At 69.0% G+C, this 21,184-nt stretch carries 20 protein-coding genes and 1 tRNA gene; 20 read left to right on the forward strand and 1 reads right to left on the reverse strand.

Annotated elements, in window-relative coordinates:
- The first annotated feature begins 290 nt into the window (after nt 1-290).
- The 9 genes from C8E96_RS11820 to C8E96_RS11860 all read left to right on the forward strand — a co-directional run bounded on the left by C8E96_RS11820 (nt 291) and on the right by C8E96_RS11860 (nt 10,711).
- Entirely contained in the window at nt 291-1,262 is a 972-nt protein-coding gene (locus C8E96_RS11820; protein ID WP_091378694.1) for a Ppx/GppA phosphatase family protein, read from the forward strand.
- A 297-nt stretch (nt 1,263-1,559) separates the two neighbouring features.
- The gene (locus C8E96_RS11825) at nt 1,560-3,173 is read left to right on the forward strand and encodes a peptide ABC transporter substrate-binding protein (RefSeq protein WP_228770036.1); all 1,614 of its coding nucleotides are present in this window, start codon (nt 1,560-1,562) and stop codon (nt 3,171-3,173) included.
- Nucleotides 3,174-3,244: 71 nt separating this feature from the next.
- Entirely contained in the window at nt 3,245-4,174 is a 930-nt protein-coding gene (locus C8E96_RS11830) for an ABC transporter permease (RefSeq protein ID WP_091378692.1), read from the forward strand.
- On the forward strand, nt 4,167-5,132 hold the full coding sequence (locus tag C8E96_RS11835) for an ABC transporter permease (RefSeq protein ID WP_091378689.1): 966 nt from the start codon (nt 4,167-4,169) through the stop codon (nt 5,130-5,132). Before C8E96_RS11830 ends, C8E96_RS11835 begins: the two co-directional genes overlap by 8 nt.
- 7 nt (nt 5,133-5,139) lie before the next feature.
- The gene (locus C8E96_RS11840; protein ID WP_091378686.1) at nt 5,140-6,171 is read left to right on the forward strand and encodes an ABC transporter ATP-binding protein; all 1,032 of its coding nucleotides are present in this window, start codon (nt 5,140-5,142) and stop codon (nt 6,169-6,171) included.
- On the forward strand, nt 6,168-7,166 hold the full coding sequence (locus tag C8E96_RS11845) for an ABC transporter ATP-binding protein (protein WP_091378683.1): 999 nt from the start codon (nt 6,168-6,170) through the stop codon (nt 7,164-7,166). The genes C8E96_RS11840 and C8E96_RS11845 overlap by 4 nt, the downstream gene beginning before the upstream one ends.
- Nucleotides 7,166-8,929 carry a S8 family peptidase gene (locus tag C8E96_RS11850; RefSeq protein WP_091378681.1) on the forward strand — a complete coding sequence of 588 codons (1,764 nt, stop codon included), beginning with the start codon at nt 7,166-7,168 and terminating at the stop codon, nt 8,927-8,929. Before C8E96_RS11845 ends, C8E96_RS11850 begins: the two co-directional genes overlap by 1 nt.
- A gap of 67 nt (nt 8,930-8,996) precedes the next feature.
- Nucleotides 8,997-9,974 carry an asparaginase gene (locus tag C8E96_RS11855; protein WP_228770035.1) on the forward strand — a complete coding sequence of 326 codons (978 nt, stop codon included), beginning with the start codon at nt 8,997-8,999 and terminating at the stop codon, nt 9,972-9,974.
- A gap of 71 nt (nt 9,975-10,045) precedes the next feature.
- Nucleotides 10,046-10,711, forward strand: a complete 666-nt coding sequence (locus C8E96_RS11860; protein ID WP_091378677.1) for a DUF5753 domain-containing protein — start codon at nt 10,046-10,048, stop codon at nt 10,709-10,711.
- 2 nt (nt 10,712-10,713) lie between these two features.
- Here the strand turns inward: C8E96_RS11860 and C8E96_RS11865 are convergent, their stop codons facing one another.
- Nucleotides 10,714-12,180 carry a S10 family peptidase gene (locus tag C8E96_RS11865; RefSeq protein ID WP_091378675.1) on the reverse strand — a complete coding sequence of 489 codons (1,467 nt, stop codon included), beginning with the start codon at nt 12,178-12,180 and terminating at the stop codon, nt 10,714-10,716.
- 44 nt (nt 12,181-12,224) lie between these two features.
- Here C8E96_RS11865 and C8E96_RS11870 point away from each other — a divergent pair, with 44 nt between their 5' ends.
- The 11 genes from C8E96_RS11870 (at nt 12,225) to C8E96_RS11920 (ending at nt 21,078) form a co-directional block, all read left to right on the forward strand.
- Nucleotides 12,225-12,926, forward strand: a complete 702-nt coding sequence (locus C8E96_RS11870; protein ID WP_091378672.1) for a uracil-DNA glycosylase — start codon at nt 12,225-12,227, stop codon at nt 12,924-12,926.
- Complete coding sequence (locus C8E96_RS11875) at nt 12,916-13,389, forward strand: hypothetical protein (RefSeq protein ID WP_176926787.1); 474 nt, start codon at nt 12,916-12,918, stop codon at nt 13,387-13,389. Before C8E96_RS11870 ends, C8E96_RS11875 begins: the two co-directional genes overlap by 11 nt.
- A complete protein-coding gene (locus C8E96_RS11880) occupies nt 13,383-13,907 on the forward strand; it encodes an HAD domain-containing protein (protein WP_133794365.1) in 525 nt (174 codons plus the stop codon). Before C8E96_RS11875 ends, C8E96_RS11880 begins: the two co-directional genes overlap by 7 nt.
- A gap of 238 nt (nt 13,908-14,145) precedes the next feature.
- The gene (locus C8E96_RS11885) at nt 14,146-14,811 is read left to right on the forward strand and encodes a DUF4129 domain-containing protein (protein WP_133794367.1); all 666 of its coding nucleotides are present in this window, start codon (nt 14,146-14,148) and stop codon (nt 14,809-14,811) included.
- A 499-nt stretch (nt 14,812-15,310) separates the two neighbouring features.
- Nucleotides 15,311-15,763 (forward strand): hypothetical protein, encoded by a 453-nt coding sequence (locus C8E96_RS11890; protein ID WP_091378662.1) that lies wholly within the window; start codon nt 15,311-15,313, stop codon nt 15,761-15,763.
- Nucleotides 15,760-16,713, forward strand: coding sequence for an AAA family ATPase (locus C8E96_RS11895; RefSeq protein WP_091378659.1), 954 nt, complete (start codon nt 15,760-15,762; stop codon nt 16,711-16,713). The genes C8E96_RS11890 and C8E96_RS11895 overlap by 4 nt, the downstream gene beginning before the upstream one ends.
- Nucleotides 16,710-18,047: a DUF58 domain-containing protein gene (locus C8E96_RS11900; RefSeq protein ID WP_091378655.1), complete on the forward strand. Its 1,338-nt coding sequence runs from the start codon at nt 16,710-16,712 to the stop codon at nt 18,045-18,047. The genes C8E96_RS11895 and C8E96_RS11900 overlap by 4 nt, the downstream gene beginning before the upstream one ends.
- Nucleotides 18,044-18,580 carry a hypothetical protein gene (locus tag C8E96_RS11905; protein ID WP_133794369.1) on the forward strand — a complete coding sequence of 179 codons (537 nt, stop codon included), beginning with the start codon at nt 18,044-18,046 and terminating at the stop codon, nt 18,578-18,580. Before C8E96_RS11900 ends, C8E96_RS11905 begins: the two co-directional genes overlap by 4 nt.
- A gap of 65 nt (nt 18,581-18,645) precedes the next feature.
- Nucleotides 18,646-19,971: an NAD(P)/FAD-dependent oxidoreductase gene (locus tag C8E96_RS11910; RefSeq protein WP_091378648.1), complete on the forward strand. Its 1,326-nt coding sequence runs from the start codon at nt 18,646-18,648 to the stop codon at nt 19,969-19,971.
- 89 nt (nt 19,972-20,060) lie between these two features.
- Nucleotides 20,061-20,137, forward strand: a tRNA-Leu gene (locus tag C8E96_RS11915).
- A gap of 188 nt (nt 20,138-20,325) precedes the next feature.
- A complete protein-coding gene (locus C8E96_RS11920) occupies nt 20,326-21,078 on the forward strand; it encodes a MerR family transcriptional regulator (protein WP_091378646.1) in 753 nt (250 codons plus the stop codon).
- Nucleotides 21,079-21,184: the final 106 nt, after the last annotated feature.

A 21,184-nucleotide genomic window follows, 5' to 3' on the forward strand; every position in this document is an offset into this window, starting at 1 on the left:
TCCGGGCACGCGATGGGGCCTTGGGTGACAGCCGCTCGTCGGGGGCTGGGGATGCCCAGGTCGTGCGCGGTCGTCACTTGAACCAGGTGGGTGCCGGCAGGTTGCCCTTGGCGAGCGGGCTCTCGCTGCCGGCGGTAATCCGCCAGGCCGCCTGCGGTGGGCCGTTGTCCCAATAGGCCAACCGGCCGCCGAGGTACGGCGTGGCGCGGCCGGGTCCAGAGTGCGCGATGTGGTGAAACGCGGCCCACACAAGCGGTCTTCGATGCCTTGGCATGTCTAGGCTTCCGAGCATGACGAGGGTTGCCGCGATCGACTGTGGAACGAACTCCATCCGCCTGCTCGTCGCCGATCTGACGCACCGCGATGACGGGTCCGTCTGGTTGCGCGACGTCCACCGGGAAATGCGGATCGTGCGGTTGGGGCAGGGGGTGGACGCCACCGGCATGCTGGCGCCCGAGGCCATCGGGCGCACCAGGGTCGCCCTGACCGACTACGTGGCGATCATGCGCCGCAAGGGGGCCGAGCGGGTGCGCATGGTCGCCACCTCCGCCACCCGCGACGCGGGCAACCGGGACGACTTCTTCGCCATGACCCGCGAGGTCCTCGGCGTGGAGGCCGAGGTGATCACCGGGGACGAGGAGGCCCGCCTGTCCTTCATCGGCGCCGTCGGCGACCTCCCGCCCGATGACGGGCCTTTCCTGGTGACCGACATCGGCGGCGGCTCGACCGAGTTCGTCGTCGGGACCTGGGACGGGGTGAAGGCCACGATCCAGGCCGCCAAATCCGTCGACATCGGCTGCGTGCGGCTCACCGAGCGCGCCCTGCCCGACGACCCGCCCAGCGAGGAGCAGATCGCTAAGGCCCGCAAGGTCGCCGACGATGTCCTCGCCGAGGCGTTCGACGCGGTGCCGGTGGCGCAGGCGCGGACGTGGGTCGGCGTCGCGGGGACGGTCACGACACTCTCCGCGCTTGTCCTAAATCTGCCGGCGTACGACTCGGACGAAATCCACCTGTCCCGCCTGACCGCCGCCGGCATTCGTGACGCGGCGCGGCGATTGCTCACCGTGGGTCACGAAGAGCGGGCGGCGATGCCGGTGCTGCACCCCGGTCGGGTGGATGTGATCGGGGGCGGCGCTTTGATCGTGCAAAGTATCGCTGAGCGGCTATTTTCTGAGACGGGTATCACAGAATTGCTGGCCAGCGAACACGACATCTTGGACGGGATCGCCTTGTCGATCAGTGAACCGCCTGACCCTGAGTGACGAGGTGACCCGCGTCTCAACAATGACCTGGCAGCGATTGGACAAAGGAAGTGTTCGACTACCGGTCACTTCCGGATCGAGATATCCCCCAAATGGATGAACATGGTTCGATTGTGACTCGTTTGTGACGCCCTCGACCGCCGGTCGATTCGCCCCTCGGGTTAACTTCCACTCACTTTCGGAGCGGGCGGTACCGCTTCGTGACGACGGAGCCCGATGGCGGACAGCCCAAAGCACGTCGAACCCGAGCTTGGGAGGAGACCCATGCGTAAACCACGCTGGATAGCAGCGTCGGTGATGCCGCTTGCACTTGTGGTAGCGAGTTGCGGCGGTGGTGCCAACAATGACAGCGGCACCGGAAGCGGCGACAGCAACCCGGACGGCAAGCTGTCCGCATTCGCCACCGAGCCCGAGAACCCCCTCGTGCCTGGCAACACGACCGAGAGCGGCGGCAGCAAGGTCATCCGCGCGCTGTTCACCGGTCTGACCGAGTACGACGCGGTCACCGGCGCGTCGAAGAACGCCCACGCGCAGGAGATCAAGACCACCGACTCCAAGGTGTTCACGATCAAGCTGAAGCCGGGCTGGAAGTTCCACGACGGCACCGACGTCAAGGCGAAGAACTACGTCGACGCCTGGAACTACACCGCCTACAGCCCCAACGGGCAGCAGGGCGCGAGCTTCTTCGAGCAGGTCCAGGGCTACAAGGATGTCCACACCCTTGACCCGGACGGCGCCAAGGGCCCGGCCGCGGCTCCGGAGCCCGCGTCGAAGACCATGTCCGGCCTGAAGGTCATCGACGACACGACGTTCGAGGTCACCCTCGGCGACTCGTTCTCGGTGTTCCCGCTGAAGCTGGGCTACAACCCGTTCTACCCGCTGCCGGACCTGTTCTTCTCCGACCAGAAGGCCTTCGAGGCCAAGCCGGTCGGCAACGGTCCGTTCAAGTTCGTCTCGCGGACCCCGAACGCCGACATCACCCTGACCCGGTACGACGAGTACCAGGGTGAGGGCAAGCCGAAGTTCAAGGACCTGGTCTTCAAGATCTTCGAGACCACCGAGGCCGCCTACACCGCGACCGTGTCCGGCGAGCTCGACTTCCTTGACACCGTTCCGCCTTCGGGCCTGGCCGGTGGCAAGTACAAGACCGACCTGCCCAACCGCAACGGCTCGACGCCGTACATGGGCAACCAGGTCCTGGCCTTCCCGCTGTACGACCCGAAGTGGGGCAACGCCGACCTGCGCAAGGCCATCTCGATGGCCATCAACCGCGACGAGATCAACGAGAAGATCTTCGACGGCACCAAGATCTCGGCCGACGGCTGGGTCAACCCGGCGGTCCCCGGTTACGTCAAGGGCCAGTGTGGCGAGCTGTGCACGTTCAACCCGACCAAGGCCAAGGAATACCTGGCCAAGTCCGGTTTCACGGGCAAGATCGACATCACCACCAACGCCGACGGTGGCCACCTCGAGTGGATGACCGCCACCTGCAACAGCATCAAGAACGCCCTGGGCCTGGAGTGCACCTACACCCCGATCCCGACGTTCGCTGAGGCTCGGCAGATCGCCAACGCCAAGCAGTACAAGGGCATCTACCGTGCGGGCTGGATCGCGGACTACCCGTCGATCGAGAACTTCATGAACCAGCTCTACCGCACGGGTGCGTCGTCCAACGACGGCGACTACTCGAACCCGAAGCTGGACGCCCTGCTCGTCAAGGCCGACGCCGCGCCGACCGTGGAAGAGGCCAACAAGCTCTACCAGGAAGCCGAGCGCATCCTGGCCGAGGACATGCCGGCCATCCCGCTGTGGAACCAGGTCGCGCAGTACGGCTGGTCGGAGAAGATCGACAACGCCCGCCTGAGCTCGCTGCGTGAACTCGACCTCACCACGGTGACGGTCAAGAAGTAGCCAGAGTCACTTCGGGTCGGGGTGCGGAGATCCCGCACCCCGGCCCGAAGTCAGGTTAGGAGAACGAGAAAATGGGACGCTACGTCCTCCGACGGCTACTTCAACTGATCCCGGTATTCCTCGGGACCACCTTCCTTATCTACTGGCTGGTCTGGAGCCTGCCCGGCGACCCGTTCGCGGGCAAGTGCGGCGACCGGCCCTGCCCCGACGCGTACATCAACAACATGACCGCGATGTTCAACCTGAACGACCCGGTCGTGGTGCAGTACGGCAAGTACATGTTGAACCTGATCCAGGGTGACTTCGGTCAGACGTTCAACGGCATCTCGGTGGGCTCACGCATCGCCGAGGCGTACCCGAACACCATCCGCCTCGCGCTCGTCGCGCTGGCGATCGAGGCGATCATCGGAATCACCGCCGGTGTCCTGACCGGCCTGCGCGGCCGCGGGTTCATGGACAACATGGTGCTCGTCTCGACCCTGTTCCTCATCTCCCTCCCCGTGTTCGTCACCGGCTTCGTCCTGCAGATCGTGCTCGGCTTCGAGCTCGGCTGGATCAAGACGACAGTGTCCGCGTCGCCCGCGCCATGGCTGGAACTTCTCGTTCCAGGCTTCGTGCTGGGCAGCCTTTCGATGGCATACGTGACGAGGCTGACGCGGACTTCGATCGCGGAGAACAGGCGCTCCGACTACGTGCGGACGGCAGTGGCCAAGGGCCTGCCGCAGAGCCGGGTCGTAGGTGTGCACCTTTTGCGCAACTCCGCGATCTCCGTGATCACCTTCCTCGGCACGGACCTCGGCGCCCTCATGGGCGGCGCGATCATCACCGAGGGCATCTTCAACATCAAGGGCATCGGAAACCTTGTCTACCTGGGAATCCTGAGAAAGGAAGGCATCACCGTCACCGGGGTTGTGACCCTGCTCGTGATCGTCTACCTGCTGTCCAATCTGATTGTGGACATGCTCTACGCAGTCCTCGACCCAAGGATTCGCTATGACTGACCCGAGCACCGCGGCGACCGGAGCAGCGGTGACCACCACGGCATCGGACTCCGTCACCGCCGCCGAACACGTCGAGACGGCGGGCACCACCAAGCCCCGCAGCCTCGCCTCGGACGCCTGGCACGACCTGCGCAGGCGCCCGCTGTTCATCATTTCCGGCGCCCTGATTCTGTTCATCGTGGTGATGGCCGCTGTCCCGTTCCTCTTCACCTCGGTCGACCCGAACTTCGCCGACCTCGGCCGAAGCCGCAACGGCCCGTCGGCTGAGGCGTGGTTCGGCTACGACCTGCAGGGTCGCGACATCTTCGCGCGGACCATCTACGGAACCCGGGCGTCGCTCATCGTCGGTATCTGCGCGACGGTCCTCACGGTCCTGATCGGCGGAACGCTGGGCCTGCTCGCCGGGTTCTACGGCGGCTGGATCGACGGCTTGATGTCGCGCATCGCCGACGTGTTCTTCGGCCTGCCGTTCGTCCTCGGCGCGATCGTGATCCTGTCGAGCTTCCGGGCAACCGGTTCGACCAGCGTCACGGAGATCATGTTCCTGGTCATCGTGTCGATCTCGCTGCTGTCGTGGCCGGTGTGCATGCGCATCATGCGGTCGGCGGCGATCACCGCGAAGCAGCAGGACTACGTCAAGGCGGCCAGGGCACTGGGCGCGAACTCTTCGCGGATCATCCTGCGCCACATGCTGCCCAACGCCGTCGCCCCGGTTCTCGTGTACGCCACCATCGCGCTCGGCGCGTTCATCGGCGCGGAGGCCTCGCTTTCGTTCCTCGGACTCGGCCTGCGTGACCCGGTCGTGTCCTGGGGCGTCATGATCTCGGGCTCGCGCGACTACATCCGGGTGGCGCCGCACCTGCTGCTGTTCCCGGCGGCATTCCTGACCGCGACCGTACTGGCCTTCGTGATGCTCGGCGACGCCGTGCGCGAAGCGCTGGACCCGAAGATGAGGTAAGGGCGGAATGTCCGCGAACACAACAGAGTCCACATGGGACGCCCAAGAGGTGGACCCGACCGCGCCGCTGCTGCAGGTGGAGGATCTCTTCGTCGAGTTCCACACCCGTGACGGCATCGCCAAGGTGCTCAACGGCGTCAGCTACCACGTCGAGGCCGGGGAAACCCTCGCGGTCCTCGGCGAATCCGGTTCCGGCAAGAGCGTCACCGCGCAGACGATCATGGGCATCATCGACATGCCGCCCGGCGTCATCGCGGGCGGCTCGATCAAGTTCCACGGCGAGGAACTGCTCACGGCGAGCGACCGGCGACGGCGGGAGGTGCGTGGCTCAGGCATCGCCATGATCTTCCAGGATGCCCTCTCCGCGCTCAACCCGGTTTTCACCGTCGGCTTCCAGATCGAGGAACAGCTGCGGGTCCGTCGGGGAATGTCCCGAAAGGACGCGCGCAAGCGGGCCGTCGAACTGCTCGACCTGGTGAAGATCCCCAACGCCAAGGGGCGCGTGCGGCAGTACCCGCACGAGTTCTCCGGCGGCATGCGGCAGCGCGCGATGATCGCGATGTCGCTCGCGCTCGACCCGGAGATGCTGATCGCCGACGAGCCCACCACCGCCCTGGATGTCACCGTGCAGGCCCAGATCATGGATCTGCTCAAGGAGATCCAGGTCGAGCGGAACATGGGCCTGATCCTCATCACCCATGACCTCGGCGTCGTCGCCGAGGTCGCGGACCGGATCGCGGTCATGTACGCGGGCCGGATCGTGGAACAGTCCGACGCGCTGTCGCTGTACCGCAAGCCGGGACACCCTTACACCAAGGGCCTGCTCGAATCCCTGCCGCGGCTCGACCAGCGGGGCCAGGAACTGATGACGATCAAGGGTCTGCCGCCGAGTCTGCTCAAGATCCCGACGGGCTGCCCGTTCCACCCCCGCTGCACGATGGCCCAGGACGTCTGCAAGACCGACGTCCCGCCGCAGCACCGCCTGATGCCCGGCCGGATGAGCGCCTGCCACTTCGCTGAGGAGCTGATCTCCGAGTGACCGACAACATTCTTGAGGTGCGCGACCTCGTCAAGCACTTCCCGGTCAAGGTGGGCGTGCTGTTCAAGCGCACCGTCGGCCATGTCCGCGCGGTCGACGGCGTGTCCTTCGAACTGCGGCGCGGTGAGACCCTCGGCGTCGTCGGCGAGTCCGGCTGCGGCAAGTCGACCCTCGCCCAGGTGCTGATGCGTCTGGAGCCGCCCACCAGCGGCTCCGCGCACTTCGAGGGCCGGGACATGTTCGCGATGAAGGGTCCGGAGCTGCGCAAGCTGCGCCGCGACATCCAGATCGTGCTGCAGGACCCGTACACCTCGCTCAACCCGCGCATGACGGTCGGCGACATCGTCGGCGAGCCGTTCGAGATCCACCCCGATGTGGCGCCGAAGGGTTCGCGGGCGAAGAAGGTGCGCGACCTGCTCGACGTGGTCGGGCTCAACCCCGAGCACATCAACCGCTACCCGCACCAGTTCTCCGGCGGCCAGCGCCAGCGCATCGGCATCGCCCGCGCGCTTGCCCTGCGCCCCAAGGTGATCGTCTGCGACGAGCCGGTGTCCGCATTGGACGTCTCGATCCAGGCGCAGGTCATGAACCTGCTGGGCGACCTGCAGTCCGAGTTCGGCCTGTCCTACATCTTCATCGCGCACGACCTGTCGGTGGTTCGCCACCTGTCGGACCGGGTCGCGGTGATGTACCTGGGCAAGGTCGTCGAGATCGGCACCGAGCAGGAGATCTACGAACACCCGACGCACCCGTACACCCAGGCACTGCTCTCCGCGGTGCCGGTGCCGGACCCCGACCTCCGGGGACAGCGCCAGATCATCCGGCTCGAAGGCGACGTCCCGAGCCCGGTCGACCCGCCGTCGGGCTGCCGCTTCCGCACGCGCTGCTGGAAGGCGCAGGACATCTGCGCCGAAGAGGAGCCCGCGCTGATCACCAGGGTGGCGGCGCATCCCAGCGCCTGTCACTTCGCTGAAGAGAAGTCGGTTGTGCCCTGATGTCCGGGAATTCTGGAGAGAGTCGAACAGGAGTACGCGTGAAGCGACGCAAGACGCTGGCAGCAGCGCTCGCGGCCCCGCTGGTCGTGTCCCTCGCCTGGGTCGCCACACCATCGGCGACCGCGGGCCAGGAACTGTCCGGGAAGTCGGTCGAGTTCAACGTCCTCGCCGCCGACGGCACCGCCACGGAGGCCCTTGAGGCCGCCGTGCGCAAGGCCGGTGGCACCGTGGTCGCCAGCAACCGCACCGTCGGTCTGCTGACGGCGACCGCGCCGGAGAACGGTTTCACCCAGCGGCTCTCGGTGGAGAAGTCGGTCGCCGCGGTGGCCCGATCGAGGTCCATCGGCCAGTCCCCGGACGCCAAGGCGCCCAAGGACAAGGCCAAGGACGTCGAGAAGGAGAACCGCGCGGCGGGCGGCAAGGGCACGCAGGGTGGCGTCGCGGCGGGCATGGACCCGCTCGACTCCCAGCTGTGGGGCCTCAGGTCGGTCCGCTCCGACCTGGCCCGCGAGGTCCAGGCCGGTGACAAGCGCGTCAAGGTCGGTGTCCTCGACACCGGTGTCGACGGCAGCCACCCGGACATCGCGCCGAACTTCGACCGTCAGCTGTCGCGCAACTTCACCCGCGACATCCCGGTCGACGACCTCGGCCAGGAAGTCGACGGCCCGTGTGAGTTCGCGGGCTGCGTGGACCCGGCCGATGTCGACAACGGCGGCCACGGCACGCACGTGGCGGGCACCATCGCCGCCGCGGCCGACGGCCACGGCATCTCCGGTGTCGCGCCTGGTGTGTCCATTGTGAACATCCGCGGTGGGCAGGACTCCGGCTACTTCTTCCTGCAGCCGGTCATCGACGCGATGACGTACTCCGGTGACGTGGGCCTCGACGTGGTCAACATGTCGTTCTTCGTCGACCCGTGGCTCTACAACTGCAAGAGCAACGCGGCGGACAGCACCGAAGAGCAGGTGCAGCAGCGCATCGCGATCATCTCGATCACGCGTGCGATGAAGTACGCCTACCGCAAGGGCGTCACCCAGATCGTGTCGCTGGGCAACCAGCACCAGGACCTGGGCAAGCCGCTGCCCGACGCGACGAGCCCGAACTACCCGGCGGGCAACGAGCACGACCGCGTGATCGACAACGCGGACTGCTTCTCGCTGCCGGTCGAGGGCCCGCACGCGGTCGGCGTCAGCTCGTTCGGTCCGTCGCAGGCGAAGGCGGACTACTCGAACTACGGCTTCGAGCGCATCTCGGTCTCGGCCCCGGGCGGCTACTTCCGCGACGGGCTCGGGACTCCGACGTACCGGACCAACGGGAACCTGATCCTGTCGGCCTACCCGAAGAACGTCGCCCTCACCGAGGGCGCGATCGACGCGGACGGCAACGTCACCCCCGACGGCGAGGCGCTCGGTGTGCAGAAGGCGTGCAGGCCGGACGGTTCCTGTGGCTACTACCAGTTCCTGCAGGGCACCTCGATGGCCTCGCCGCACGCTTCCGGTGTGGCGGCGCTGATCGTGGCGCAGTACGGCAAGTACAACGCGGGCGGCGTGAACCTGGACCCCGCCAAGACCCAGCGCGTCCTCGAGGGCACGGCACACGACATCGCGTGCCCGTCCCCGCGGACGGTGGACTACACGCTGGTCGGCAGGCCCGCCGAGTTCAACGCCACCTGCGAGGGCGACGCGGCGCACAACAACTTCTACGGCCATGGCGGTGTGGACGCTTACACCGCCGTCACCAAGGGCGCGAAGTTCCTGAAGTAACCGTTTGAGGTGAGTGGCCCCCTCCGGGTTGGAGGGGGCCACTTTCATTTGCCCGCAAGGAGGACCTGTGTCCACAGTGGTCGTGTTCGGCCTTGGCGGCACCATCGCCATGACCGCGGACTCCGGCGGCGGGGTGGTGCCCGCGCTCTCGGTCGAGCAGCTCGTCGCGGCGGTGCCGGGGCTCGCGGAGTCGGGGATCGACGTCGAGGTCGAGGACTTCCGACGGGTTCCCGGGGCGTCCTTGTCGTTCGACGACCTGGACGCGCTCGCCGCCGCGATCGAGCGGCGGCTCGACGGCGGCGCGGACGGGGTCGTGGTCACCCAGGGCACCGACACGATCGAGGAGACCGCGTACTTCCTCGACCTCGTGCACACCCGGGCCGAGCCGGTCGTCGTCACCGGCGCGATGCGCAACCCGACGCTGGCCGGTGCGGACGGTCCCGCGAACCTCTTCGCCGCGATCCGGGCGGCGGCCAGTCCGCGGACCCGCGACCTCGGCGCGCTGGTCGTGTTCGCCGACGAGATCCACGCCGCCTGCCGGGTCCGCAAGACCCACTCGACCAGCGGCGGCACCTTCCAGTCACCCAACGGTGGCGCGCTCGGCTACGTGGTCGAGGGGGAGGCCCGAATCCTCAACCGTCCGGTCCGCTCGCGGCCGTCCCAGGTGGAGGGTCCGTCGAGGCGGCCGACCGTCGCCCTCGTGACCATGACCCTCGGGGACGACGGCGCGGTTCTCGACGCCATCGCCGACCGGGTGGACGGGCTGGTCGTCGCGGCTTTCGGCGTGGGGCACGTGCCCAGCGGGGTCGTCGACCGGCTCGGTGAGGTGGCCGCGCGGGTTCCGGTCGTCCTGGCGTCCCGCACGGGCTCCGGGCCGGTTCTCACCGAGACCTACGCGTTCCCCGGGTCGGAGTCCGACCTGCTGGGCCGGGGTCTGATTTCCGCCGGTTTCCTCGACCCGCTGAAGGCCCGGATCCTCCTGCACCACCTGCTCTCGCGTGGTGCGAGCCTGGCGGGCGTCCGGGACGTCTTTGCTGAGGTCTGAGTTGCGCTCCCATGATCAAGCGAGCTAAATGGGATCACCTGCATCATCGGGCGGCCGAATGAGGTGGCGTGATGACCGGAAAGCACGAGGCCACCCCGCCGTCGCCCCGGGCCCGCCGATCCTGGCGTGACCGCTTCTGCGCCACCCCGGTCCGACCGGGCCGCTCCGCGGCGGTCCGCGAGCGCCTGGCCGACGAGTCCGAACCGGAACGGCAGCGACACAACGCCGACCTGGAGCGGGCGGCCGCCCGGATCGTGGTGGTGGACTTCTCGCTCGTCCCCGTCCTCGCCCGTTCCGCGGACTACTCCCGGCACCTGGCGGGTCTGACCGACGGCGGATGGGCCGATCCGGAGTCCGTCCTCACCGACCGGATCCGCCGCCAAGCCGTGCTCTACGACCCGGCCAAGACGGTCGAGATCCTGGTCGGCGAGTCGGCCCTGCGCTATCCGCCGTGCCCGCCGCAAATCCGGCGCGCGCAATCGGCCCGCTTGACCGCCCTGCTCTGCCTGCGGCGGGTCCGGCTGGGAATCATCCCGCTGAACGCCGAACTGCCGACGATCACCGAGCACGGCTACAGCATGTTCGACGACCAGGTCGTCGTGGACATCAACCACACCGAGGTCACCATCACCGACCCGGCCGACGTCGCCCTGTACGAACGGATCACCACCGCCCTCTGGCGATCCGCGCTCAAGGCCGACGCGGCCCGCGCCCTCCTGCGCCGGACGGGCCGCTGAAGCTACCGATTCGACGCCCGCTTCACGAACTTGGCCAGGTCCTTGGACTGTTGAAGCCTGCTCGGTTCGTGGATGTACATCATGTGGCCCGCCGGGTAGTACACGACTTCGATGTTGTCGCGCAGTTCCTCGGGCAGCGCCAGGTGCGCCAGCGTGTGGTCGGTCGCGAAATACGGTGTGGCGCCGTCGGTGTAGCCGGAGGCGACGTGGAGTTTGAGGTGCGGGTTGGCCCGCATCACCGCGGAGAGCTTGTCGGTGACGGTGACGTGGGCGTTCTCGAATTCCTTGAACGACCAGTCGCGGTTGACCGGCAGGCTCAGCACCTCGTAGGGCAAGTCCTTGTGGTAGCCCAGTTCCGCGTGCAGGTAGTGGTTGATGCCCGCGGTGTAGGCGCCCATGATCGCCGACATCGACGGGTCCTCGCTGAGCTTCTCGCGGCCGTAGTCGCCGTCCCAGCCGGTGAAGCGGCCGTCGAGCCTGCCGACGGTCTGCTTGCGGTGGCGGAGGAGTTCGGCGAAGAAGCGGGTGTGCTCGATGCGTAGGTCGACGCGGTCGACGTACTCCTCGGACAGGCCCGACAGGCGGGCAACCGTCGTCACGATGGCCGACCGGTCCTCAGTGGACAGACGGGCCCCTTGGCTGAGTGCCCACGGGTAGTCGCGGGACGCGAAGGCCTCCGCCTCGGCGAGGACTTCGTCCAGCGGGCGGTCGCCGTGCAGGCCGTGGTGGTGCGCGATGGCGGCGTAGGTCGGCAGGTACAGCGGGTAGGGCAGGTCGTTGCCCTCGGCGAAGATCAGGGTGGAGAAGTCGAGCACCGACGAGATCAGGATCAGGCCGTTGAGGTACATGCCGTGGCGGGTGTGCAGGTGGTGCGCGAGACCGCCCGCGCGGGTGGTGCCGTAGGACTCGCCCGCGAGGAACTTCGGCGACGTCCACCGGCCGTTGCGGGTCGTCCAGAGCCGGATGACCTCGCCGACGGACTCCAGGTCGCCCTGGAAGCCGTGGTGGTCGCCGGGTTTCTCGCCCTTGATCGCCCGCGAGTAGCCGGTGGACACGGGGTCGATGAAGACCAGATCGCTGTGCGTCAGCAGGGTTTCCGGGTTGTCGACCAGCCCGTACGGCGGCGCGGCGAGCGCGCCGGCGTCACCGGCGACGACCCGCCGCGGGCCGAGCACGCCCAAGTGCAGCCAGATGCTCGACGAGCCGGGGCCGCCGTTGAAGGCGAAGGTGACCGGGCGGGTGGCCGGGTCGGCGCCGTCGAGGGTGTAGGCGGTCACGAAGACCTCGGCTTTGGGGAGGTGGCCGTCGAAGGTCCCGTCGGTCATCACCTCCTTGCGCAGCACCAGTCTGCCGGTCGTGGCCGTGTAGGCCAGCTCGCGCTTGCGTACTGTCAGCGTGTGCGACGTCGTGACCAGATCGTCGGCGGGCTCCGGGTCCGGCCCGTCGACTGGTGCGTCCTGGGATGCCATGGGGCGACCCTACGGCTTACCGGATACCCAGTTGGCGGTAACCGATGACTATGGAGGAACTCGACCGCGCGGTCACCGGCTGCCGCGCCTGCCCGCGCCTGGTCGCCTGGCGCGAGGAGGTCGCCCACGTCAAACGAGCCGCCTTCCGCGACCAGGAGTACTGGGGCCGCCCGGTTCCCGGCTTCGGCCCCCCGGACGCATCGATCGCCATCGTCGGCCTGGCCCCCGCCGCGCACGGGGCGAACCGGACCGGCCGGATGTTCACCGGCGACCGCTCCGGCGACTTCCTGTACGCCGCCATGCACGCGGTCGGCCTGGCGTCGCAACCCACGTCCACCCACCTCGGCGACGGGCTGGAGCTGTTCGGGGTCCGCATCACGGCCCCGGTGAAGTGCGCACCGCCCGCCAACAAGCCGACACCGAAGGAGCGCGACAACTGTCGGCCGTGGCTGGAGCAGGAACTGGGACTGTTGCGGCCGACCCTGCGGGCGGTGGTGGTGCTGGGTGGGTTCGGCTGGCAGGCGGTGCTGCCGGTCCTGAGTCGGTACTGGGTGGTGCCCGCGCCTCGACCGGTGTTCGGGCACGGGGTGCGGTATTCGCTGGCGGCGTTGGACGGCGGGCCGGAGCTGCGGCTGTTCGGCTGCTACCACGTCAGTCAGCAGAACACGTTCACCGGCAGGCTGACGCCTGCGATGGTGGAGGACGTGCTGATCCAGGCGAAAGTGGTGGCTGACGGTGGAGCCTGACCTGCTTTGGGATGAGGTGCGCGAACTCTTCGACCCGGAGTTGGGTCACCTGCCGGACGTGTACGTGTCGTCGACGACGTCGGAGGACTGGCAGCGAGTCGTGGACCTGGTCAGGACGAGCGGCATGTCGTACCAGTGCCGGGAGGACGGCCGCTCGGTCGACCTGCCCGCCCACGTGGGCGCGATCCTCGATCGCCAAGACGCCACGATGGAGCTCTGGGTCTGGCCTGCGCCGGAGGTTCTCGCGATCTTTCGGTTCTCTTCGGTGGACGAGATCGACTTCGACGTGGACCTCAGGGAATTGCAGGGACAGGACCGGTTGGACGTGCTGTGCGGCTTCCTTCGGGCGATCGGGCGCGAGGTTGGCAAACCGGTCTTGGTCGTCGCCGAGGGTTCGCGGTACCCGCTCGTCGGGTACGACCCAGTGGCCGACACAGTCAGCAGAGCGGCCCAAGCGTGGTGAGACCACTGGTGCTGCTCGACGTCGATGGGCCGCTGAACCCGTTCGCCGGGTCCGCGGAGACGCGGGTGGGTTTCGTGGAGCACCGGATCCGGCTGTCGCGGTGGAACAAGCGCAAGGTGCTCCGACTCTGGCTCAACCCGGCGCTCGGGCCCGCCCTGCTGGGCCTGGCCGAACGCACTGGTGCGCAGCTCGCGTGGGCGACGACGTGGGGGCATCGGGCGAACACGGTCATCGGGCCGGCTATCTGCCTTCCCGTGCTCCGCGTGGTCGAGCTTGACGACTCCGGTGGGCGGTGGAAGTTCCCCGCCGTGGAGCGGTTCGCGGCGGGCAGGCCGCTGGTGTGGCTGGACGGCGACTTCGACTTCTATCCCGCCGAGCGGGACGCGTTCCTTGGCAGGCGGGTGGGTGTGCCGACCGAGTTGTGGCGGGTCGACCCCCGGGTCGGGCTGAACACCGACGACGTGGCCACTGTCGAGGCATGGCTTGGTGGGCACTCGAATGTCGGTACGGCGAAATGATCGACACCGGTATTCTCGGCAGTGCGCTATCCCGCCGCGCGGGGGGTCGGTGTTCCCTGGCGGGTTGAGGAAGTCCTGTGTCGACAGCGCTCATTGTCGTTCTCTTGCTCCTTTGGCATCCCTACGTCCTGTGCAAGCTGCTGCCCGGCCGTGACATCCGGGTGCGGGTGCTGGAGGTGGAGGTCGTCATTACCCGAATGTGATCGCGCCCACAGTCCGGGTGGGGCATGCTCGGGTCATGAGGGACCGCCTCCCCGTGTTGCTGGTGGTGGCCGCGATGCTGGTGCTCGCGGTCGCCGCGGCGCGCGGGGAGTCGGCGGTTCCGCGTGGGGGGCCATTGGGGGCGGTGGTCGAGCCGCCGGAGAGTGTGGTGGTGCCGCGGACGGAAGCGGGGGAGCGGAACTTCTTCCTCGACCTGCTCGGTGGCATCACCGCGGGCGTGTTCCTGCTGTTCGCGGCCGTCATGCTGCTGGTCTTCGTGGCGGGCGCCCTGGCAACGCTGGCCGGTCTGCGCCGCCGCCGCGCCCGGATCGGGCGGTTCGAACTGGACGAGCCGCGCGGAACCGAGTTGCCCTCGGGTGGGTCTCCCGCGGATCTGGTGGAAGCCGCTCGTGCCGCCCGGGTCGAGTTGAGCAGGCGGGCCGGTGGGCCGCCCGCCGACGCGATCGTGGCCGCCTGGCTGGTGTTGGAAGACGCCGCCGCCCGCCGCCGGGCGGCCCATGAGACGCCGACCGAGTTCACCGCCCGGGTGGTCACCGAGCAGGACCTCGACGGGGCCGCGGTGGCCGAGCTGCGCAAGCTGTACCACCGGGCGCGGTTCGGCCCGCCGGGGCAGGTCACCGAGGCCGACGCCGAAGCCGCTTCCGAGGCACTGCGCCGGATCGAGAGTGGGGTGCGGTCGTGAGTCCGGGCAAGGGTTGGTGCCTTGGTGGTGGTTGCGGGGCCGGTTTCGGGGTCCGGCGCCGGATCGACAGCGGGGTGCAGCCGTGAGTCCGGGCAAGGATTGGCGCCTTGGTGGCCGACGCGGTCGCCGCTTCCGAGGCGCTGCGCCGAATCGGAAACGGGGTGCGGTCGTGAGTCCGGGTAAGGGTTGGCGCTTGGTGGCCGACGCCGAAGCCGCTTTCGGGGTGCTGCGGCGGATCGACAGCGGGGTGTGGCCGTGAGTCCGGGTAAGGGTTGGCGCTTGGTGGCCGACGCCGAAGCCGCTTTCGGGGTGCTGCGGCGGATCGACAGCGGGGTACGGCCGTGAGCCCGGGCGAGGATTGGTGTCTTGGTGGCCGACGCGCTGGCCGCTTCGGGGTGCTGTGCCGGAGGGGTGCGGCCGTGAGCCCGGGTATGGATTGGTGCCTTGATCGTGGGGCCGCTTTCGGAATGCGGCGGCGGGTCGAGAGCGGGGTGCGGCCGTGAGTCCCGGCAGGAGCTGGTTCCTCGCCTTCGTCGTGGCCGCACTCGTTGCCGCCCTTGGGGTTTGGCCCGGCAACATCCCGCTCCTCTGGTCCGCCTGCCTCGGCATCGCGGCCGGCTCCGTCACCTTGCTGGCCACGCGTTACGCCGGTCCGCTCGATCCACTGTGGAGGGCCGTCCCCGACCCCGCGGGCTCGGCCACCGACCTGCAGGCCGCGAACCTCGCGGGCCGGCTCGCCGAAGCGGCGGGCGACCAGGTGCGGTTTGTCTCCCGGGTCCAGCCGAGGTTGCGGGCGTTGGCGGACGCCGCGGTGCGCGAGCGCGGGCTGTCCGGGGCCGAGGCCGCCGACTTCCTGGGGCCCGAACTGTCGGAGCTGATTTCCTCCCCCTACGCCCAATTGCCGCCACCGCGGCGGGTCGCCGAGTTGCTCGCCCGACTGGAGAAGCCGTGAAACAGTCCACTGTGGAGTCCGTCGCCGCCGCTGTCACGGCCGCGCTGGCCGACGTCGTCGTCGGCCGCGAGCGCACGGTCCGGCTGGCCCTCGCGGCCATCCTCGCCGGGGGACACGTGCTCATCGAGGACGTCCCAGGGCTCGGCAAGACGCTGCTCGCCCGCGGCCTCGCCCGGGCACTCGGCCTCGACTTCGCCCGCCTGCAGTGCACCCCCGACCTGCAGCCCGCCGACGTCACCGGCTCCTTCCTCTTCGACCCCGCCGAGCGCGAGTTCGCCTTCCGGGCCGGCCCCGTCTTCACCGGCCTGCTCCTCGCCGACGAGATCAACCGCACCCCGCCCAAAACCCAGTCCGCCCTCCTGGAAGCCATGCAGGAACGCCAGGTCACCGTCGAGGGCCGCACCTTCCCGCTGACCCGCCCGTTCCACGTCATCGCCACCGCGAACCCCATCGAGTACGAAGGCACCTACCCCCTCCCCGAAGCGCAACTCGACCGGTTCCTCCTGCGCCTCGACGTCGGCTACCCGCCGCCCGAGGAAGAGGTGGAAGTGCTGCGCCGCAGGCTGGACCGGCGCACCGAGGACGTCGAGGCGGCCAAGGTGATCGACGCGGCCACGCTGCTCGACGTGCAGGCCGGGGTCGAGCGGGTCGACGTCGACGACACCGTCATCCGCTACTGCGTCGACCTGGCCCGCGCGACCCGCGCCCACTCCGCCGTCGAGGTAGGCGCGTCGCCGCGGGGGTCGCAGGCGTTGCTGCTGGTGGCCCGCGCGCTCGCCGTGATCGACGGCCGCGACTACGTGGTCCCCGAGGACGTCAAGGACTGCGCCGTCGCCGCGCTCGCGCACCGGCTCACGCTGCGGCCGGAGACCTGGAGCAGCGGCGTCACCGGGATCGCCGTCGTGACCGAACTGCTGGGCGCGGTCCCCGGCCCGGCGAGCACCCGATGAGTCAGCGGGTCCTGAGCTGGTCGCGGGCCCGCGCGGCGGCGGGCGGCTGGGGCTGGCGCGGCACCGACGCGCTGGTGCGTGGCGCGGTCGGTGGCCTGGGGCTCATCGCCTGCGGGGTCGTCCTGCACCGGGTGGAGCTGGTGTTCCTCGGCGCCCCGCTGCTGGTCAGCACGGTCCTGGCCCTCGCGGTGCCGGTGGGGACCGTTCCGGTCCCGACGGTCGCCCGCCTGCCCAGGACGGTCGAGGCGGGCGACGACGGCCTGCAGACGATCACGTTCCCCGCCGACGCGGGCGTGGAGTTCCTCGCCGTGCGGCTGCCGGTCCCCGACGGTGCGGGGATAGGGCCGGTCCACCTGGTCCCCGGGTCGGCCGAGTCGATCCGGGTCAGGCTCCGCTGGAACGCCTGGGGTGAGGGCGTCGACCTGCGACCGGACCACCTCGTCGCGGGCCGCGACGCGCTGCTGATCTCCGGGCCGGTCACCGGTCGGGAGAGCAGGCGCACCGTGCTGCCCCCGGTCGTCCCGCTGCCGCCGGGGCCGCTGCCGCCACGCATCGCCGGGCTTGTCGGCGCACACCGGTCGGCGAGGCCGGGCGACGGCACCGAACTGCGCGCCGTGCGCCCGTTCCAACCCGGCGACCGGGTCCGCCGGGTCGACTGGCGGGTGACCCTGCGCGCGGGCGCGGCGACGGGCGACGTGCTCGGCCCCGGGACGCTGCACGTGCGCGAACGGCACGCCGAGGCCGACGCCGAGCTGATGCTCGCCATCGATTCCCGAGTGGACGTCGTGCCGGAGCTGGCCCGGTGGTTCGACAGCGACGACAGCGCCGTGCGCGCGGGCGGCACCCTCGACGCCTCCGTCCGGGCGGTCGCTGCGCTCGCCGCCGGCTACTTGCGCCAAGGCGACCGGGTCGGCCTGATCGACCTGGGCAGGCCGCAGCTCGGCATCGCCCCCGGCGCCGGCCACCGCCAGCTGCTGCGCATCCGCCACCAGCTCGTCGCGTGCTCACGCGCGGCGGGCTGGGCGCCCAAACCGGTCCTGCGGGCCCGGCAGGTGCCCTCCGGGGCCGTCGTGCTCGTCCTTTCGCCGTTCCTGGACGACGCCATCGCCGACTGCGTGGCGCTTGCGGCGCGGCGCGGAGAGCTGGTGATCGCCGTCGACATGCTCCCCCCGACGCTGATCGCCGACACGGAGTCGCCGTGGGGCGAGGTCGTACGCCAGGTGCTGGTGGGCGAGCACCGGGCCCGCCTCGCCGCGCTGAAGGCGCGCGGTGTCGCCGTGGTGCCGTGCGGCGCCGTGGCCGCCACGCTGCGCCGGGTCAGGCGGCGGCGGTGATCATCGACGGCGGCGTCCCCGCGAGCAGGCTCCGCGCGGTCACCGCGCTCGTCTGTCTCGGCATCGGCGTGGACCTCGCCCTGCACGGAGCCGGGACCTTCACCGTCGCCGTGGCGGGACTGCTGAGTGTCGCGTGTGTCTTCGTCCCGGCGTCGCCCGCGCCGCTGCTGCTGATCGGTCTCGCCGCCGCGGTGCTGACGAGCTCGGGCGCGGGCCCGTTCGGCTTCGGTGTGCTGGTCCTGGTCCCGCTCGTGCACCTGCTCCACCTGTGCTGCGCGGTCACCGCGCTGCTCCCGAAGGGGGCGCGGATTGCGCCGGCGGCATTCCGAGCGCCGTTACGCCGTTTCGCCGTCACCCAGCTGTCTGTAACGATGATCATTCTCATCGCGATGATTGTTCCCGAAGATCGGACTCCGCCGATCTTGGAAGTCGCGGCATTACTCTCCATTGCCGCCATGGCACTCGCCGTGATTGTTCTTGACCGATCCCGCCCGCCGTCGCGAGATGAGTCACACCCTGCGGAAATGGCCTAGCGACCCCGGTCACATCACCGTAGGGGCGGCGCGCGAAGCACGGATTCCAGTGCGACTATTGAGCCATGGCGAACGGAAAATCGGAGCCGACCCGAATCCTCATCCTGGGTGGCGGATATGTCGGGTTGTACACCGCGCTCGGGCTGCAGCGGCGGCTCCGTTCCGGTGAGGCGTCGGTGACGGTGATCGACCCGCAGCCGCACATGACCTACCAGCCGTTCCTCCCCGAGGCGGCCGCGGGCGCGATCGAGCCCCGCCACGTCGTCGTCCCGCTGCGCCGCGCGCTCAAGCGCTGCCACGTCATCACCGCCCGCGCCACGAAGATCGAGCACGCCCGCAAGGCCGTGACGATCGAGGCCGCCGACGGCCACATCGAGGAACTCGGCTACGACGTGCTGGTCGTCGCCCTGGGCTCGGTGGCCCGGCTGCTGCCGATCCCGGGCCTGGTGGAGCACGGCATCTCGTTCAAGACCATCGGCGAGGCCATCTACCTGCGCAACCACGTCATGACCAAGCTCGACGAGGCCGACAGCACGCTCGACCCCGAGCTGCGCAAGCGCCTGCTGACCTTCACCTTCGTCGGCGGCGGCTTCGCGGGCATCGAGGCGCTCGGCGAGCTCGAGGACATGGCCCGCTTCGCCACCCAGTACTACCGCAACATCGAGCCCGACGACCTGCGGTTCGTGCTGGTCGAGGCGTCCGGGCGGGTGCTGCCGGAGGTGCGCGAGAGCCTCGGCGTCTACACCGTCATGCAGCTGGAGAAGCGCGGCATCGAGGTCTACCTCTCGACGCTGGCCAAGTCCTTCGAGGGCGGCCGGGTCGTGCTGTCGGACGGCACCGAGTTCGAGAGCGACACCATCGTCTGGACCGCGGGCGTCAAGTCCAACCCGGTCCTGGCGTCGTCGGACCTGCCGCTGACCAAGCAGGGCAGGCTCCGTGCCACCGCCGCGATGCGCGTCGAGGGCCTCTCCGACGCGTGGACGGCGGGCGACAACGCCGCCATCCCGGACCTGTCGCGCACCCCGGAAGACCCGACCGCGATCTGCCCGCCGAATGCCCAGCACGCGGTCCGCCAGGCCCGCCTGCTGGCCAAGAACATCATCAAGGCGCTGCGCGGCGGTGAGCCGAAGGAGTACTTCCACAAGAACATCGGCTCGGTCGCCAGCCTCGGCCTGCACAAGGGTGTCGGCGACGTCTTCAACATCAAGGCCAAGGGCTTCATCGCCTGGGGGATGCACCGGCTCTACCACGTCAAGGCGATGCCGACGTTCAACCGGAAAGTCCGGATCACTTTGGACTGGTTAACTGGCGGACTCTTCCGGCGCGAGGTCATCTCCATGGGTCAAATCAACGATCCGAAGGCCGAGTTCGCAAGGGTTTCCCGCGGCTGACCGGCAAACGGCCCAAAGAGACTGGGCCAGCCGGGCGGAACTCGAAGAAACCGTTCCCGAGCTGTGTTATCGCGCCTTAGGCTGCGGCTGCCCCCGTAGCCCAACAGGCAGAGGCAGTCCCCTTAAAAGGGATGTAGTGCCGGTTCGAATCCGGTCGGGGGCACCAAGTACGTTCAGTCACCCGACGGCCACTTTGGGCGTCGGGTGACTGTCTTTTATGGACTCTGAACGCCGCTGACGGGGCGGATCTCCGAACGCTCGGACCTGTTGGTCCTTTTCGAACAAGACTGACCGTTCGGCGGACAACCGACACGTCCACAGTGGATCGATCATCGGGCGACTAAGCTCTCAGCCGTGGCCGAGTATCGGATCGATGACCTGGCGAGGGCGGCAGGCACCTCGGTTCGCAACGTGCGCGTCTACCAGGACCGGGAGCTGCTGGCGCCACCGATCCGGCGGGGCCGCACGGCCATCTACGGCGATGCCCATCTCTCCCGGCTCCGGCTGATCCTCAACATGCTCGACCGCGGCTACGCGTTCGCCCAGATCAAGGAGATGCTCGACGCCTGGCAGTCCGGCCACAGCCTCGCTGACGTGCTCGGACTCGAACAGGCGACCGGCGCCGCGGGCTCGCATGAGCAGCCCGCCGTGGTCCCGATGAACGAGCTGGTGCGGATGTTCGGCACCCAGCTGACCCCGGCCAACATCCGCCGCGCGCTCGACCTCGGCGTGCTCGAACGCCGCGGCGCGCACTTCGTCGCCCCCAGTCCCAAGCTCCTCGACGCGGGGTATGAGCTGGTCAAGCTCGACGTCCCGCTGTCGGAGGCGCTGGCGCTGGCCGCGGAGCTGCAGAAGGAGACCGACCGGGTCACGGCGATGCTCGTCGGGCTCGTGCGGAAGTACGTTCTCGACCCCAAGGGCGACGACTGGCTGCCCAGTGGCGACGAGCTTCCGGTGTTCGCCGACGTCATTTCCCGGCTGCACCCACTGGTCATGTCGGCCCTCTCGGCGGCCGTCGACCGGTCGGCTCGGCGGATGATTCCGCAGGTCATGGGGGATCGATTGATCGCGATGGCGGAACGGGTACGAGCCGAACGCGGGGAGTAAGGGGCTGCTTGCTCTTGCAAGCTACCAATGGCGGTTGTAACGTTCGTCATTGTCACTTAATGTCCCAGAAACCGGCTTGAGGCGTTGCCTTAGGCGGTGAAGACGC

It is taken from the genome of Actinokineospora alba (genome assembly GCF_004362515.1).
Classification (GTDB): Bacteria; Actinomycetota; Actinomycetes; order Mycobacteriales; family Pseudonocardiaceae; genus Actinokineospora; species Actinokineospora alba.